The 14,078-nt window shown below is 52.4% G+C and carries 10 protein-coding genes; 5 read left to right on the forward strand and 5 right to left on the reverse strand.

Features of this window, described 5'->3' with window-relative positions; all coding sequences use genetic code 11:
- Nucleotides 1–7 precede the first annotated feature (7 nt).
- Nucleotides 8–2,590 (forward strand): DUF1963 domain-containing protein, encoded by a 2,583-nt coding sequence (locus R3I13_RS19170; RefSeq protein WP_346319576.1) that lies wholly within the window; start codon nucleotides 8–10, stop codon nucleotides 2,588–2,590.
- A gap of 75 nt (nucleotides 2,591–2,665) precedes the next feature.
- Entirely contained in the window at nucleotides 2,666–3,322 is a 657-nt protein-coding gene (locus R3I13_RS19175; protein ID WP_346319577.1) for a suppressor of fused domain protein, read from the forward strand.
- 9 nt (nucleotides 3,323–3,331) lie between these two features.
- Here R3I13_RS19175 and R3I13_RS19180 read toward each other — a convergent pair whose 3' ends face one another.
- A complete protein-coding gene (locus R3I13_RS19180) occupies nucleotides 3,332–4,111 on the reverse strand; it encodes a (Fe-S)-binding protein (RefSeq protein WP_346319578.1) in 780 nt (259 codons plus the stop codon).
- Nucleotides 4,112–4,122: 11 nt separating this feature from the next.
- Nucleotides 4,123–5,421: a (Fe-S)-binding protein gene (locus R3I13_RS19185; protein ID WP_346319579.1), complete on the reverse strand. Its 1,299-nt coding sequence runs from the start codon at nucleotides 5,419–5,421 to the stop codon at nucleotides 4,123–4,125.
- A gap of 64 nt (nucleotides 5,422–5,485) precedes the next feature.
- Between R3I13_RS19185 and R3I13_RS19190 the strand changes: the two genes are divergently transcribed.
- Complete coding sequence (locus R3I13_RS19190) at nucleotides 5,486–5,986, forward strand: phosphoribosyltransferase family protein (protein WP_346319580.1); 501 nt, start codon at nucleotides 5,486–5,488, stop codon at nucleotides 5,984–5,986.
- Between the two features lie 239 nt (nucleotides 5,987–6,225).
- Here R3I13_RS19190 and R3I13_RS19195 read toward each other — a convergent pair whose 3' ends face one another.
- Together R3I13_RS19195 and R3I13_RS19200 are read right to left on the reverse strand one after the other, a co-directional pair.
- Nucleotides 6,226–7,281: a DUF2279 domain-containing protein gene (locus R3I13_RS19195; RefSeq protein ID WP_346319581.1), complete on the reverse strand. Its 1,056-nt coding sequence runs from the start codon at nucleotides 7,279–7,281 to the stop codon at nucleotides 6,226–6,228.
- Nucleotides 7,278–9,002 (reverse strand): phospho-sugar mutase, encoded by a 1,725-nt coding sequence (locus tag R3I13_RS19200; RefSeq protein ID WP_346319582.1) that lies wholly within the window; start codon nucleotides 9,000–9,002, stop codon nucleotides 7,278–7,280. Before R3I13_RS19200 ends, R3I13_RS19195 begins: the two co-directional genes overlap by 4 nt.
- A gap of 189 nt (nucleotides 9,003–9,191) precedes the next feature.
- Here R3I13_RS19200 and R3I13_RS19205 point away from each other — a divergent pair, with 189 nt between their 5' ends.
- On the forward strand, nucleotides 9,192–9,848 hold the full coding sequence (locus tag R3I13_RS19205) for a protein-L-isoaspartate(D-aspartate) O-methyltransferase (protein WP_346319583.1): 657 nt from the start codon (nucleotides 9,192–9,194) through the stop codon (nucleotides 9,846–9,848).
- Nucleotides 9,849–10,095: 247 nt separating this feature from the next.
- Here R3I13_RS19205 and R3I13_RS19210 read toward each other — a convergent pair whose 3' ends face one another.
- The gene (locus R3I13_RS19210; RefSeq protein WP_346319584.1) at nucleotides 10,096–12,672 is read right to left on the reverse strand and encodes a TonB-dependent receptor; all 2,577 of its coding nucleotides are present in this window, start codon (nucleotides 12,670–12,672) and stop codon (nucleotides 10,096–10,098) included.
- A 368-nt stretch (nucleotides 12,673–13,040) separates the two neighbouring features.
- Here R3I13_RS19210 and R3I13_RS19215 point away from each other — a divergent pair, with 368 nt between their 5' ends.
- Nucleotides 13,041–14,045: a LacI family DNA-binding transcriptional regulator gene (locus R3I13_RS19215; RefSeq protein WP_346319585.1), complete on the forward strand. Its 1,005-nt coding sequence runs from the start codon at nucleotides 13,041–13,043 to the stop codon at nucleotides 14,043–14,045.
- The last annotated feature ends 33 nt before the right edge of the window (nucleotides 14,046–14,078 follow it).

Below are 14,078 nucleotides of genomic sequence, written 5' to 3' on the forward strand. Positions count from 1 at the left end.
TTAGCCCATGTCAGTAAACGAAAATAAGATAGGAACAGGTGTATTTACTGCTGTATTACCCCAAGGGTTCAGCGTGGTAAGGCAGCTTCCCGCTACAGTAGTGGCGGTGGCTGAGGCGGCTGAGGACTCCATGCAGCCACCCCGTATTACCGTCAGCGTTAGTTTGCAAAGCGCCTACGAAACGTTTGGCGGCGGAGATTTCAAGGAGCGTTTTTTTAATGCCTTGCCGCAAAGGCGCTTCAAGGCCGTTGTGGTTAACACGACAGAAACGCTTTTCAATGGCCGCCCTTGTTATGTCGTTCATGGAAAAACGGATGTGGTCTTTAATGAGCAGCATTATCATCTGTTCTATTTCGTTGGTTGTGTTTTGATCAATGATGAATATTGTCTTGAATTTATCGGCGAGGCCGAAGAAAATGTGCGCGCAGGATTGGAGCCTTTATTTGATGAGGTCTGGCAATCGATAACGTGGGAACGTGATGCGGAGGCTTTAAAGCAAAGCCTGCAGGAGCAGGACGATGTGGTGGCTGCTACATTGAAGGCTATAGAGGAGCGGCTGGAAATCAGCGAAGATGCTGCGGCGGAGGGAGCCGGGGCGACGCCTGAGATACTTTCCTTTGAAATACCCGCAGATGGCAAAGAGATATTCGATATTGGCGGTTTTTCATTTGATATTATCGAAGAACAATCAAAATGGGAAATACCGGGCTTTAGCAAAGAGCTTAATACCCACATTGTAGCCAGGACGAACGATGTGAAAAAGGCTATAGCAGCCAAATTGCTGGATGAATATACAGAAGGGGATGAAGCAACGGTGCATATCGATTTCCCCGGCATTGGCGTATACGGGAACGGGATACCGGAAGGCAGTTTTGAGATTAAAGGAGACAAATGCGAAGCTACCTATGCTTACGTGCGCAAGGAAGGTTTTGAATATGGTCTCGATTTCTTCGGCACCATTACCTTCAAAGACAACTGGGTGGCCTATAACGGGTATCTAAAGCGCTCTTATGATGATTTCCCGTGTTTCCCGGTTAGAATATACAAGAAATTCGACGCGGGTACGCTGGATTGGCGTAACTATAAGTTTACCTCTTACGGGGAAACATTGCCGGCGCCTGTAGAAACGGTCCGCTACCTGGATATGGCCAACCCTGAGTTTGAAGAGATGCCCGAACGGCTGTTCTCCTTCAGCCAGCTTAAAGAGTTGGGGATCACCTGCAAATGGCCCCTGGAAAAACTGCCGTTAAGATCTCTGCCAGGAAAGATCGGCGGCTTGCAAATGCTGGAACAGGTTGCTGTAAACGGGCTGCATGTTGAATCTTTACCCGAAAGCATAGGGGAGCTTAAAAACCTGACCCGGTTCTATTTCAACAACGGGCAGCTGAGAACCATACCCGGAAGCCTGTTGCAGCTGCCAAAACTGGAACATCTGGTTCTCTCCCGCCATCAGCTTGAAGCGTTGCCGCAACAAGTCCATCTCCCGGAAATAAAAACAATAAGCCTCTCCGGCAACCAACTGAAAACGCTCCCGGAAACGTTATTGCAGCAACCGAAGCTGAAACGGGTCGATATAAAGGATAATCCCCTGGAATCATTACCGGCATCCATTAATCATATTGCAGATGTGGAGCTTTCCATTGAAGATAAAATGCGCTTAATGGATTTTACCTATAAAGGCGCAGATGGAAAGGGCATCCTTCCGTGGAACGACCAGGTATTTTGCGCAGCAGGCGATCCGGATTTCGACACGCGGATAGAGGGTATTATCAGGGAATATAAAGTGACGGAATACGGAGAAGCGATAAGGTCGCTCGTGAAAAAGAGCGTCGCGTTCACGCATGCGGGAGATGAAGATTATACAACCATTGGCAATCACCGCTTTGGCGGCATGCCGGACCTGCCTGCGGAAATGGACTATCCAAAGTTTATAGAGAAAAGGGAAGATGCGGAGAAGGAATGCCTGTACGAATTCATTGGCCAGATCAACTGTGAGGCAATTGCCGGTATGCAGGAATATTTGCCGCGCAAAGGCATGTTATACTTCTTCTTCGAAACCATTCATAACCTGTATGGCAGCGTGAAAGGCAACCCCTGTAAAGTCATTTATACAGAAGATGCCTCCGGGCTTTCTTCCGGGACCCGGTTCAATTTCTCCCCTGAAGATTATTTTGAAATGTTTGAGCCGGCATATGCCGCGTACAAAGTCGATGCAGTCAAAGAAATGTCTTTTCCGTCTTTTTATGCCAGCCACCGGAACGGCTATCTTTTTAAAGGCGCTGCCAAAGTTCTGCAGGATAAAGAGGAACTCCTGGACGATACACTGGGCGATCTGCATGATAAGGGTGCCAACAGCGGGCCTTACGTTTATGCCATGAACGCATATGGCTTTACGCAGCATGAATCGCCGGAACTGCAGGCTTCACTGAAGCTGAAGGGCAATCCTGAAGATTGGATCATTTTGCTGAAAGTCACCTCCGCCGGCGATTTTCAATGGGGTGATGCAGGCGACCTGTTTTTTGTCATTCACAAAAGCGACCTGGAAAAAAGGGATTTCAGCAATGTGTTTGTAACATTGGAAAGCAGCTGATGAATGCAGCGTGCAAAAAAAGCCGATCTGAAAAAGGGGCAGCGCTCATTTGAAATATATAAAACGATCAATATTATGACAACAGCAGAATATAAAAAACAATTCACCGAAGAGGACACCCCCGGCTGGAAGGCTATTGACGATCAGCTGGATAAAGTGTACGGAAATACCGAACCCCGCCACTATCCGCCGCTGTGCGGGATTCATTATGCCATAGGAGGAACGGATCCAATCGATGGGGCCAGTATTTACGATAGCAGCAAGCAGGTATTTCACCGGCATATCATCAGCTACGGCATGAGCGAACTTTATTACAACGAAGAGAAGGCCGGCGGCACGTTCAGCAAATGGGGTTTTGAATTTACCATCAGGCTGGCGCCTTTTAAAGATGATGAAGGCGACCCTACATGGGCGATACATGTCATGAATAACCTGGCCCGGTATGTGTTTTCAAGCGGAAGATGGTTTGAAGAGAACCAGTTCATCCCGGCCAACGGTCCTATAAGACTTAATACGGAAACGGACATCACAGGCTTTGTAATTGCCCTTGACCCTGAATTGGGAAAAATAGAAACGCCTCACGGCGAAGTCAGCTTTCTCCAGCTGGTGGGCGTTACCAGCGCGGAATTGGCACAGCTCCTGCAAAACCCGACCACGGAAGCCGTAAAAGAAATGATAGCCGGCTTGCAGCAAAACAATCCCTTATTGATAACGGACCTGGACAGGAAATAGCGGTGGCTGTTACTCCATCTCCCCCGCAATGATCTCCGCGATATCCAGCACCTTCACCGTCTCCTCCTTCCCCGATTCTTTCACGCCGTCGGTGAGCATCGTCATGCAGAAAGGGCAGTTGGCGGCTATCACGGAAGCGCCGGTGGCTACGGCTTCGCGGCCTCTTTCGAAGTTCACGCGGGTAGTGCCTTTTTCTTCTTCTTTGAACATCTGCGCGCCGCCTGCGCCGCAGCAGAGGCCCTTGCTTTTGCAGCGTTTCATTTCCACCAGGTCCGCATCCAGTGTTTCCAGCACGGCGCGCGGCGCTTCGTAGATGTTGTTCGCCCGGCCAAGGTAGCAGCTGTCGTGGTAAGTGATCTTTTTGCCTTTGAAGGAACCGCCTTCTTTTATTTTGATGCGGCCCTCGTTGATGAGTTGTTGCAGGAAGGTGGTGTGATGGATCACTTCGTAACTCCCGCCCAGTTCGGGGTATTCATTTTTGATGGTGTTGAAGCAGTGCGGGCAGGCCGTCACGATCTTCTTCACGCCGTAATTATTCAATACCTGGATATTGTTATATGCCATCATCTGGAACAGGAATTCGTTGCCCGCCCTGCGCGCGGGGTCGCCGGTGCAGGCTTCTTCCTTGCCCAGCACGGCAAACTGTATCCCGGTTTTGTTCAGTATCTCCGCAAATGCCCGGGTGATCTTCTGCGCGCGCTGGTCAAAGCTGCCTGCGCATCCCACCCAGAAGAGCACTTCGGGCGTTTCTCCATTGGCAAAATATTCGGCCATTGTTTTCACTTGCATACGTTCTTGTTTTAACTGTTGATCCAGGCATCACGGTCGTCCGGGCTGAATTTCCAGGGCGCCATATTATTTTCTATGTTGGAAAACATCATGTTCCATTCCTGCGGGGCGCTGCTTTCTTCCATGACCAGGTGCCGCCTCATTTGCAGGATGATGTCCAGCGGGTTGATGCTCACGGGACATTCTTCCACGCAGGCGTTGCAGCTGGTGCAGGCGCGCAGCTCTTCTTCGGTGATGTAATCGCGTAAAAGCGTTTTGCTGCCGGCTTCCCCGTTTGCCCGGCCTGCTTCTTCAGCGCGGTCGCGGGTTTTCATCATAATGAGGCGGGGGGAGAGGGCCTTACCGGTTTGCGTGGCGGGGCAGGCGGCGGAGCAGCGGCCGCATTCGGTGCAGGCAAAGGCGTCCAGCAGGTTCTTCCAGGTGAGGTCGTGCACATCCTTCGCGCCGAATTTGGGCGGCGTATCGCTGGGAGCCGCATTGGCGGCCAGTTCAGGCTGCATGGCGTAGAGCACTTCCTGCTGTATCTCGGGCATATTGTCCATTTTGCCTTTTGGCTTCAAACGGGCATAATAAGCGTTCGGGAAAGCGAGGATGATGTGCAGGTGCTTGGACCAGGGCAGGTAGTTCAGGAAGGCCAGCACACCCAGGATGTGCAGCCACCATGCCGTTCTTTCAACGGCAATGAGCGCGGAGTCTGACAGGCCGTTGAACAGGCTGGCAAAGTGCTGCGTGATCCAGAACGGATCGGTAGCCGGGTAATGCGGCGCGCCGCGGCTTTGCAGGATGCCGTCTGCCGTGTTCATGGTGAGGAACAGCAGCATCAGCACGATCTCCGTGATCAGGATATAATTAGCGTCCGACCGGGGCCAGCCGTCAAGGTCTTTGCTGATAAAACGTTTGAGTTTAAGGATGTTGCGGCGCACCAGGAAGATGGCGCAGGAAACAGCCACCAGCACCGCGAGTATCTCGAAACAGCCGATCAGCACGCCGTACAGCGGCCCCAATACGGGCGCGAATATACGATGGGTGCCCGCCAGGCCGTCTATAATGATCTCCAGGATCTCCAGGTTGATGATAATGAACCCCGCATACACGAAGAAGTGCAGCACGGCCACCAGCGGGTTGCGGAACATCTTTTTCTGGCCGAAAGCAAGCAGCAGCAGGTTCTTCCAGCGCAGGGCCGGCTGGTCGTTCAGCGCGATGTCCCTTCCCAGCAGGATGTTCCGCCGTATACCCATTGCCCTGCGGGAGAAGTAGTAAACGGCAGCTACAAGCGCTACCAGGAAAAGTAGTTGAGAAACAATTTGCATATCCTTGATTTGACCGGTTGTTAGTTGCAATTTATGTATTTTTACGGCTGTACAAAATTGCGATATGGAAAATAAGAACGTTATCCTGACGCAGGAGGCGATTGAAAAGAAGATCGAACGGATTGCGTATGAAATATACGAACATAATTATGACGAGCCATCCATCATACTGGCGGGCATCTGGGACCGCGGATCCATCCTCACCCAGAAGATCGCCGCGCACCTGCAGCGCATAGCGCCCTTTAAAGTAGAGGTCATGGAAATAAAGCTGGACAAACAAAAGCCGGCCGGGGTGGAACTCTCGCACCAGCTGGATTTCACCGGCAAAGTGATTGTCGTGATAGACGATGTGGCCAACTCCGGCCGCACCATGCTCTACGCGCTCAAACCTTTCCTGCAATTCCTTCCCAAAAAGATACAAACAGCCGTACTGGTAGACCGCCGGCATAAATCATTCCCGCTTTCGGTAGACTTTGTAGGCTACAGCCTGGCCACCACCCTGCAAGACATGGTAATGGTGGACGTTTCCGGCGAAAAGATCTCTTCCGCTTACCTTACCAATTAAAGAAAGAATTACCCGCTGTTGACCACCAAAGCCCCGGTCATTACGAGGAGTCTGTCATTGCGAGGAGCAGCGGCGCCAAAGTGGGAGGGGCGACGAAGCAATCTCCCACGCTGGGTTTGAGCGCTCCCGTATTTGGAGATTGCTTCGTCGCACTTCCTGTTGCCGAGTATTCCCTGTTGCTCCTCGCAATGACGGAGACGAACTTCTTGCCCAATGAAGAGTTCCCCCCCAATGAGGGTTTAAAAATAAATTGCGTGCATCTTTAGCCGCCCGTTCAGGTCCAGTTCCAGCGTGGGCGCAGGTATTTTGATCATATTCAGCACCTGGAACAGCACTTTCACGCCCTTGTGTTTCGTCCTGATCTTCGTAAGGTCTACGTCCGGCGAAAGGACCAGCTGGCGTTTGCGTTTGAGCCAGGTGTAATCGCGGTAGGCGCCTCCTGCGTCTGTCCAGTGATTGGAGTAATCGTCGAACATATTGTCTGCACTGTAGCCCACGGCGATGTTGAGCCAGCGCGGCAGCCGGCTTTCGGGCATTACGCTTTTGAGGTTGAGGCTCAGCCAATAGGTTTGTGCGTTATAATCTTTGAGTGTCCTTTCCGCCCATGTATGCCCAAACTGGTCTATGGCGCGGGCTTTCAGCACGGGGTCTGTGTAGCGGATGGGGAAGGAGGAGAATTTGAGCTGGAAGCGCTGTTCATTCCAGGCCAGCTCCTGACTCATCATTACGGCTACGCCGAGGGTATTGGCGGCCATGTCGCCCCAGGACCAGCCCCAGTGCTCGGAATGCGCGTCCAGCAACTCTACCACGCTTTGATAAGCCAGCCCGCTCATACCGCCGACCCATATCTGCCGCTTGCGCGGAAGGCCGCTCCAGCGCCATATTTCGCGGCTGTATTTGGAAAGCATATAGGCGCTGAACACATGCCCGGCCTTGTCCATCTGCAGCCATTCGCCGGCATCGTTGAAGGTGTGGAAGCTGCGCCGGGAATAACCGCTGTACCAGAATTGGTTGAGCACCAGCAGCGAATTGGTGTACGCGGCGGCAGTCATGCCGCTAAGCGCCCAGATGCGGCCTTTCACGGGCCGTTCGGGGATGTCGAAGAAGCCGATGTAGCGGGCGGAGTCCTGTACCTGTGGCAGTGTGTCCTGTGGGGCTGCCGCATGCAATTCAATGGCGCAGGCACCAGTGTGGGCTTTCAAAGGTACAGGCAACATCCAAACGGCAAAAAGGCTGCCGGTACAGCCAATACTGCCGGCAGCCTTTTTACAGAAGGTCTTGATGTATCGGATCATCCGAGTTTCATGTCGTGAATAATACCGGTCACTTTCGCGTCCAGCGCCTGTTCCACTCTTTCCAGGTCTGCCGGGCTTTCCAGCGGTTCATGCACACTGAAATAGAACTTGATCTTCGGCTCCGTGCCGGAAGGGCGCGCGGAAATGCGGCTGCCATCGGCAGTCAGGAACTGCAGCACGTTGGATTTCGGGAGGTCGATGGGCGTTTGCTCGCCGGTGGCCAGCGTGGTGACGTGAGACAATTGGTAGTCGAATATCTTCACCACCGGGGAGCCGTTGATGGAAGCGGGCGGGTTCTGCCGGTAGCTGCTCATCATCTCGGCAATTTCCTCGGCGCCTTTCATGCCTTTTTTGGTGATGGAAATGAGGGATTCCTTGTAGAAACCATACCGCACGTAAATATCGATCAGCTGCTCGTACAACGTCCTGCCTTCATTTTTGGCATAAGCCGCCATTTCGCAGATCATGGCCACGGAGGCGATCGCGTCTTTGTCGCGCACGTTGTCGCCGATCATGTAACCGTACGATTCCTCACCGCCGCAGATGAACTTTTCAGTGGCTTCCTTGCGGCGTATCAGGTCGGCTATCCATTTGAAACCGGTGAGGGTGTTGTAGCAGGTGATATTGTTGCTGGCGGCGAATACGTCTATCAGGTCGCTCGTTACCACCGTTTTGCAGATGTAATCGTTGGGCTGGGCCAAACCTTTACGTTTGCGCGCTTCCACGATGTAGTTGAAAAGCAGTACGGCGGTCTGGTTGCCGTTCAGCAATATCCATTTGCCGGTATGGTCTTTCACGGCAACGCCTACACGATCGGAGTCGGGGTCTGTTCCCAGCAGGATGTCTGCATCCAGCGCGGCGGCCTTTTTCAGGCCGATGCTCATGGCTTCGGATTCTTCGGGATTGGGATATACCACGGTCGGGAAGTTCCCGTCGGGCGTGGCCTGTTCTTCCACGATGTGTACATTGGTGAAACCGAAACGTTTGAGTATTTCAGGCACCAGGGTAATGCCCGTACCGTGGATGGGCGTGTATACGATCTTCAGGTCGTGCTGTTTGGCCACCACTTCCGGGTATACGCTCAGGCCTTTCAGCATGGTGAGGTAAGCCTCGTCCATATCTTTCCCGATGAGCGTGATATTTTGTTCCCAGCCGGTCCATTTCACTTCGCCGATGCTGCTGATCTTTTCCACTTCGGTGATCACGTTCTTGTCGTGCGGGGGCACCAGCTGCGCGCCGTCGTTCCAATAGGCTTTGTAGCCGTTGTATTCGCGGGGGTTGTGGCTGGCGGTGAGCACTATGCCGCCCTGGCATTGCAGGTGGCGGATGGCGAAAGAAAGCTCGGGGGTGGGGCGCAGGGCTTCGAAAAGGAATACTTTGATGCCGTTGGCAGCCATCACATTGGCGGTCACTTCGGCAAAGAAGCGGGAATTGTTCCGGCTGTCGTGCGCAATGGCAATTTTGATCTCGCCCTGGAAGGATTTCTTCAGGTAATTGGCGAAACCCTGCGTGGCTACGCCTACCGTGTACTTGTTCATACGGTTGGTGCCAACGCCCATCACACCGCGAAGGCCGCCGGTGCCGAATTCCAGGTTACGGTAAAATGCGTCCGTGATCTCGTCAGGGTTTTCTTTGAGGAGTTTTTGCACTGATGCCACGGTTTCCGGGTCATAGCCTCCGTTGAGCCATTGCTCTGCTTTGCTGAGAATGTTTGCGTCCATGTGTTGAATTACTTTTTACAGGGCCTTGATATGATCAAATGGACTGTAAAATAATGAGAAAAAGGTTTTCAGTCAAAATGGTTTGAAATGTAACCCCTGCCATGGCAAATTTCAAGCCGTATTTCCCCCGCCGGCGCCTGCCTGCGTTTTAGACTTTAAAAATCGCCCGTAATGGTTATTTTTGCGCCCATGAGGCGGTACGAAGATAATTATAAGCAAAAAGGATTACGCAAACAATTGGTAGACAACATCAGGCAGAAAGGTATTACGGACGAAAACGTACTGGCAGCCATCAACAACATCCCCCGGCATTATTTCCTGGACACGGCTTTTGAAGGGATCGCCTATGAAGACAGGGCTTTCCCGATCGGGGAGGGGCAAACCATTTCGCAGCCCTATACGGTGGCATACCAAACGCAGTTGCTGGAAGTAAAACCATTTGAAAAGGTCCTTGAGATCGGCACAGGAAGCGCCTACCAGGCCTGCGTGCTCGGCGAACTGAAAGCCAATGTCTATACCATCGAACGGCAGAAAAAACTGTTCGACCTGGTGAAATCATTCCCTTTCAAGGCAAAGTATCCCACTATCCGGTTCTTTTATGGAGACGGGTATGAGGGGCTGCCAACCTATGCTCCTTTCGACAAAGTGCTGGTGACCGCTGCGGCGCCGCATATTCCTGAAAAGCTGCTGAAGCAGCTGAAAGTGGGAGGAAAAATGGTGATACCGGTGGGCGGCGGCGACGTTCAGCGTATGCTGCGTATCACCAAGACCGGCGAAGATGATTACGAACAGGAGATCTTCGACGATTTTTCTTTTGTTCCCATGCTCACGGGCAAGAAAGGATAACAAAACATTCACGCAAACAAAACGGTCCCGGCTCAGCGCCGGGACCGTTTTGTTTTATGGCTCAAAAGCCCGTCATTGCGAGGAGCAGCAAGGGATTCTGTGCTGCGGAAAGTGTGACGAAGCAATCTCTTCCGGGTATCGGGGTACCTCAGTTCAATGAAGGAGATTGCTTCGTTGCCCCACCCGCTTTGGCTCCGCTGCTCCTCGCAATGACGATCTTTCATCGCAATGACAGGGTTTTTCCCTATTAAAATCCGCCCTGGCCTTCCATCTGCACGCCTTCTGAGCTGGAGCGGTTGTTCCTGCGTTTGAAGAGCTGTGAGTCGAACTTGCCGAAGCGGTAGCTGAGGTTCAGGCGCAGGATGCGGCTTTCGCGCTTGCGCACCATGTCCTGCAGGAAGAAGGCAGACTCCTGTTCCAGGCCGTACTCGCGGGTGTTGAACACGTCGCTGAGGCTTACGGTGGCTGTGAGGGCCTTGCTCTTCAGGAAATCTTTCCGCAGGGCAACATCCACTGAGCTCTGCCCCCTGATCCTGCCCTGTGCGGACGTGGGTATCATCATAAAACCGCCGCCTCCGCCGCCACGGCCGCCGCCGGTACCACCGCCGGTAGGAATGGTAATGGTGGGCGCCTGGTAGTTGGCGGTTACCTGGAAGGTCAGGTTCCAGGGCAGCTTGGTTTCGGAATTGATCTTGGCCAGCCAGCTGAAACCGCGGTTGGTGAAGTTTTCCTTATCGTTGCGCACCTGCAGCTCCTGCTGGTATAGGTTCACGTTGGTCGTGATGTCCCAGCCGGTAATGACCTGGTTCTTCACTGTCAGCTCAGCACCGTAGGAGAAACTTTTGTTGGCGTTGATGAAAGTGGTGAGCAGGGTGTCGCTGCCGGGAGATACCGGTGTGTTCAGCGTGCTGATCAGGTTGTTGGTGTTGCGGTAGTACAGTGAACCGAGGAAATTGTGTTTCTTCCAGGTTTTCATGTAAGAGAACTCAAGGCTGTTGGTGAACTCGGGCCGCAGGTTCGGGTTGCCTTCGCGGTGGTTCAGCGGGTCGCTGAAATCGCGGTAGGGCACCAGCTGGAAGAAGTTCGGGCGGTTCACCCGGCGCGAATAGTTCAGCTGCAGTTCCTGCTCTTTTTGCAGCTTGTAGCTCAGGTATACGCTGGGAAACAGTCCTGGTACGGCTTTGGTCGGTTTGAAGGTTTTGCCTTCGCTTGGGATCTCGCCGGAGTAGATATATTGTTCCGCGCGCAGGCCCAACTGGTAACCGAAATTCTTGATGGTGTTGGAGTAGTTGACGTATGCCGCGTAGATCTCTTCTTTGTACTTATAGTCGTTGCTCAGGCTGTCTATCGGCACATTCACGTTCAGCCCTTCGCCTACTTCGTAATTGCTGCTGAAGCTGCGGATGGTGCCTTTGATACCGGTTTCGAACTTCCCTGTTTTGCCCACAGGGTCCACATAATCGGCCTGGAAGGAGTAGAAGTTGGTCTTACCATCGCCGCGGTTGCTCTGGATGTAAGGATCGCCGGTGGGCTGGCCCCCCAGCGACTGCTGTTGCATGCGGAAGGCGCCGCTGCGGTCATTGTTGTTGAGGTTCATAGACACGTCGGCGGTCAGCTCCTTGTTGGGCTCGGCAAACAGGTGCTTGAAACCCAGGGTGGTGGAGTAGTTGCGGAAGCTGAACCTGCTGTCGGTATACCGGGTGTTGCGGCGGAACGCGTCCATTTTGGCGTCGCTGTAAAGGCTTCCCAGCTCTTCATAGTTCTTGAAGGTACCGTTCACGATGTTCTGCGACAGCGAAATGGTATTGCGGTTGTCCATGAAATAATCCACGCCGATGCGGCCGAACTGGAAATTACCCCCGCTGCGGCTGTCGCTTTCCTGGTTGATGTAATTCTGGTCCGTTGTGCCGGTGGCAAAGTTGGTGCGGTCTGTTGTACCGTTGCCCCAGTTGCGGTTGGCATTGTAGTTATAGTTGGCGCTCACGTTCCATTTACCCTGGCGCACGGCGATGTTGCCGCCCGCGTTGTATTTGTCGCCCGTGCCAACGCCGGCCTGTATCATCCCGTTGAAACCTGCTTTTTTATTTTTCTTCAGCACGATGTTGATGATGCCGCTCATGCCCTCTGCATCATATTTGGCGGAAGGGTTGGTGATCAGCTCCACGCTTTCGATCGCATCTGCCGGTATCTGGTCGATAGTGAGCGTGCTGGGCTTGCCGTCCACGAAAATATTGGGAGAGGAGTTGCGCACTTTTACGTTGCCGTCTATATCCACGTTCACGGAGGGAACGCTTTTCAGCACGTCTGCCGCGGTGCCGCCCACGCTGGTCAGGTTGCGGTCCACATTGAACACTTTTTTATCGATGTTCATCTGGAAAGCCGTGCGCTGGCCGGTTACTTCCACTTCCGAAAGGGCTTTGGCATTGGCTTCCAGGCGGATGTTGCCCAGGTCCTGGTCCATCGCCTGGGGTGTAACTGTTACTTTTTTGAAGATGGTCTTATAACCCATGAAGTTGATGCGGAGAAGGAAAGGGCCGAACGGCAGTTGTTCCAGGCTGAAATCGCCGTTGCCTTTGCTGAGCATGCCCGTTACCACGCTGGAATCTTTCTGACGGAGCAGCGCTACGGAAGCGTACTCCACGGGTTGGCGGGTCTGCGCGTCTACCAGTTTGCCGTAAATATGGCCGATCTGCGGCATCTGCCCGCCTCCGGGGCGCTGGCCGCCGGGTGCTCCTGCCGGTCGTGTGCCTCCCTGGGGAACTTGCGCCGCCGCATACGATTGCATTACGATCAGCCCCAGGAATAATGCGTACAATTTTTTCATCTTAATAAACTTTGACTTGACTCGAATTTTAGACGTTATTTTTATAATGAGCATTTACGGTATTGGAAATAAAGCCCTGGCAAAATTAATGGCTATTCGCCGGGCAACCTGCTGAAAGGGATAAAGGGAGCGAATTACAGCACGCACGAATGACGGAAAAACAGGGTCGGAAGGTATTAACATTATTTAACACTTCAGGGGCGCGCAGGCAGGAAGCATACATCTTCCCGCCCCACATGTGAAAAAAGTACAAATCCCGGTCTTTTTTTAAAATTTTCTCTTTTTTTTCAAAAAGGGAAATTATATTTGTAGAAATGAATACGCATTCATTTTTTCATTCCACCTGATTCTCAGAAAAAAGCAAACCCTTGGAAAAAAAGAATTACACTTCTCAGGATGTAGCGGAAGTAGCAGGCGTTTCACAGTCTACTGTTTCCAGGGTCTTTGCAGGCAATACCAATGTGTCGGAGAAAAAGAGGAAAAAGATACTCGCTGCGGCGGAAAAGCTGGGCTACAAGCCTAATGCGCATGCCAGGAGCCTTATCACGCGTAAGACCATGATGATCGGCATCGTTATGCGCAACATCCGCAATCCCTTTTATTCCGCCGTGCTGGAGATCTTCCATAACCGTTTATCAGCCCTGGGATACCATCTTATCTTTATCAATTCAGAGAACGAAGAAATACAGGAAAGCGAGGTCACACAACTGCTCGAATACAATATAGAAGGGGTTATCATTACCGATGCCTTATTATCCTCCTCCGCTTCCGAGAAGTTCAAACGCTACGGCATAGTGGTGGTGCTGTTCAACCGGTATACCGAGCACCTGGAAAGCAGCGCCGTGTTCTGCGACAACTACCTGGCTGCCAAGCAGATCGCCACTTACCTGGTGGAGACCGGCCACCAGTCATTCGCCTTTGTTTCCGGCCCATCTGATACTTCCACCACTATCGACCGGCTGAAGGGTTTTAAAGAAGTGCTGAAGGAGAGGGGCATTAAGAACTTTATGATAGAGCCCGGCAACTATACTTTTGAAAGCGGGTTCAAGGCTGCCCAGGAGCTGATCACCAGGAACAAGAACATTGATTGTATATTTTGCGGCAATGATATAATTGCCCTTGGCGTAATGGACGCCATCAGGACCATTGGCCTCAGGATCCCCGAAGATGTGTCTGTAGTCGGATTCGATAATATCCGCATGTCCGAATGGCCTTCCTATTCGCTTACAACCTGGGAGCAGCCGCTCGAGGAAATGGTAGATACTACCGTTGAGCTGCTGGTGAACGAGATCGGCGATACTACCGCCAAACCACAGATCGTGATGATGAAAGGACACCTGGTGGTGCGAAACACCGTAAGGTCCAGGAAGTAGATTTTTTTTGCCGTTTCATTTTTTGAATACGTA

Origin of the sequence: Chitinophaga sp. YIM B06452, from assembly GCF_039655965.1 — a bacterium.
Lineage (GTDB): Bacteria > Bacteroidota > Bacteroidia > Chitinophagales > Chitinophagaceae > Chitinophaga.

Coding starts and splice junctions, on each gene's coding strand:
- R3I13_RS19170 (WP_346319576.1), top strand. CDS start 8: ATGTCAGTAAACGAAAATAAGATAGGAACAGGTGTATTTACTGCTGTA.
- R3I13_RS19175 (WP_346319577.1), top strand. CDS start 2,666: ATGACAACAGCAGAATATAAAAAACAATTCACCGAAGAGGACACCCCC.
- R3I13_RS19180 (WP_346319578.1), bottom strand. CDS start 4,111: ATGCAAGTGAAAACAATGGCCGAATATTTTGCCAATGGAGAAACGCCC.
- R3I13_RS19185 (WP_346319579.1), bottom strand. CDS start 5,421: ATGCAAATTGTTTCTCAACTACTTTTCCTGGTAGCGCTTGTAGCTGCC.
- R3I13_RS19190 (WP_346319580.1), top strand. CDS start 5,486: ATGGAAAATAAGAACGTTATCCTGACGCAGGAGGCGATTGAAAAGAAG.
- R3I13_RS19195 (WP_346319581.1), bottom strand. CDS start 7,281: ATGATCCGATACATCAAGACCTTCTGTAAAAAGGCTGCCGGCAGTATT.
- R3I13_RS19200 (WP_346319582.1), bottom strand. CDS start 9,002: ATGGACGCAAACATTCTCAGCAAAGCAGAGCAATGGCTCAACGGAGGC.
- R3I13_RS19205 (WP_346319583.1), top strand. CDS start 9,192: ATGAGGCGGTACGAAGATAATTATAAGCAAAAAGGATTACGCAAACAA.
- R3I13_RS19210 (WP_346319584.1), bottom strand. CDS start 12,672: ATGAAAAAATTGTACGCATTATTCCTGGGGCTGATCGTAATGCAATCG.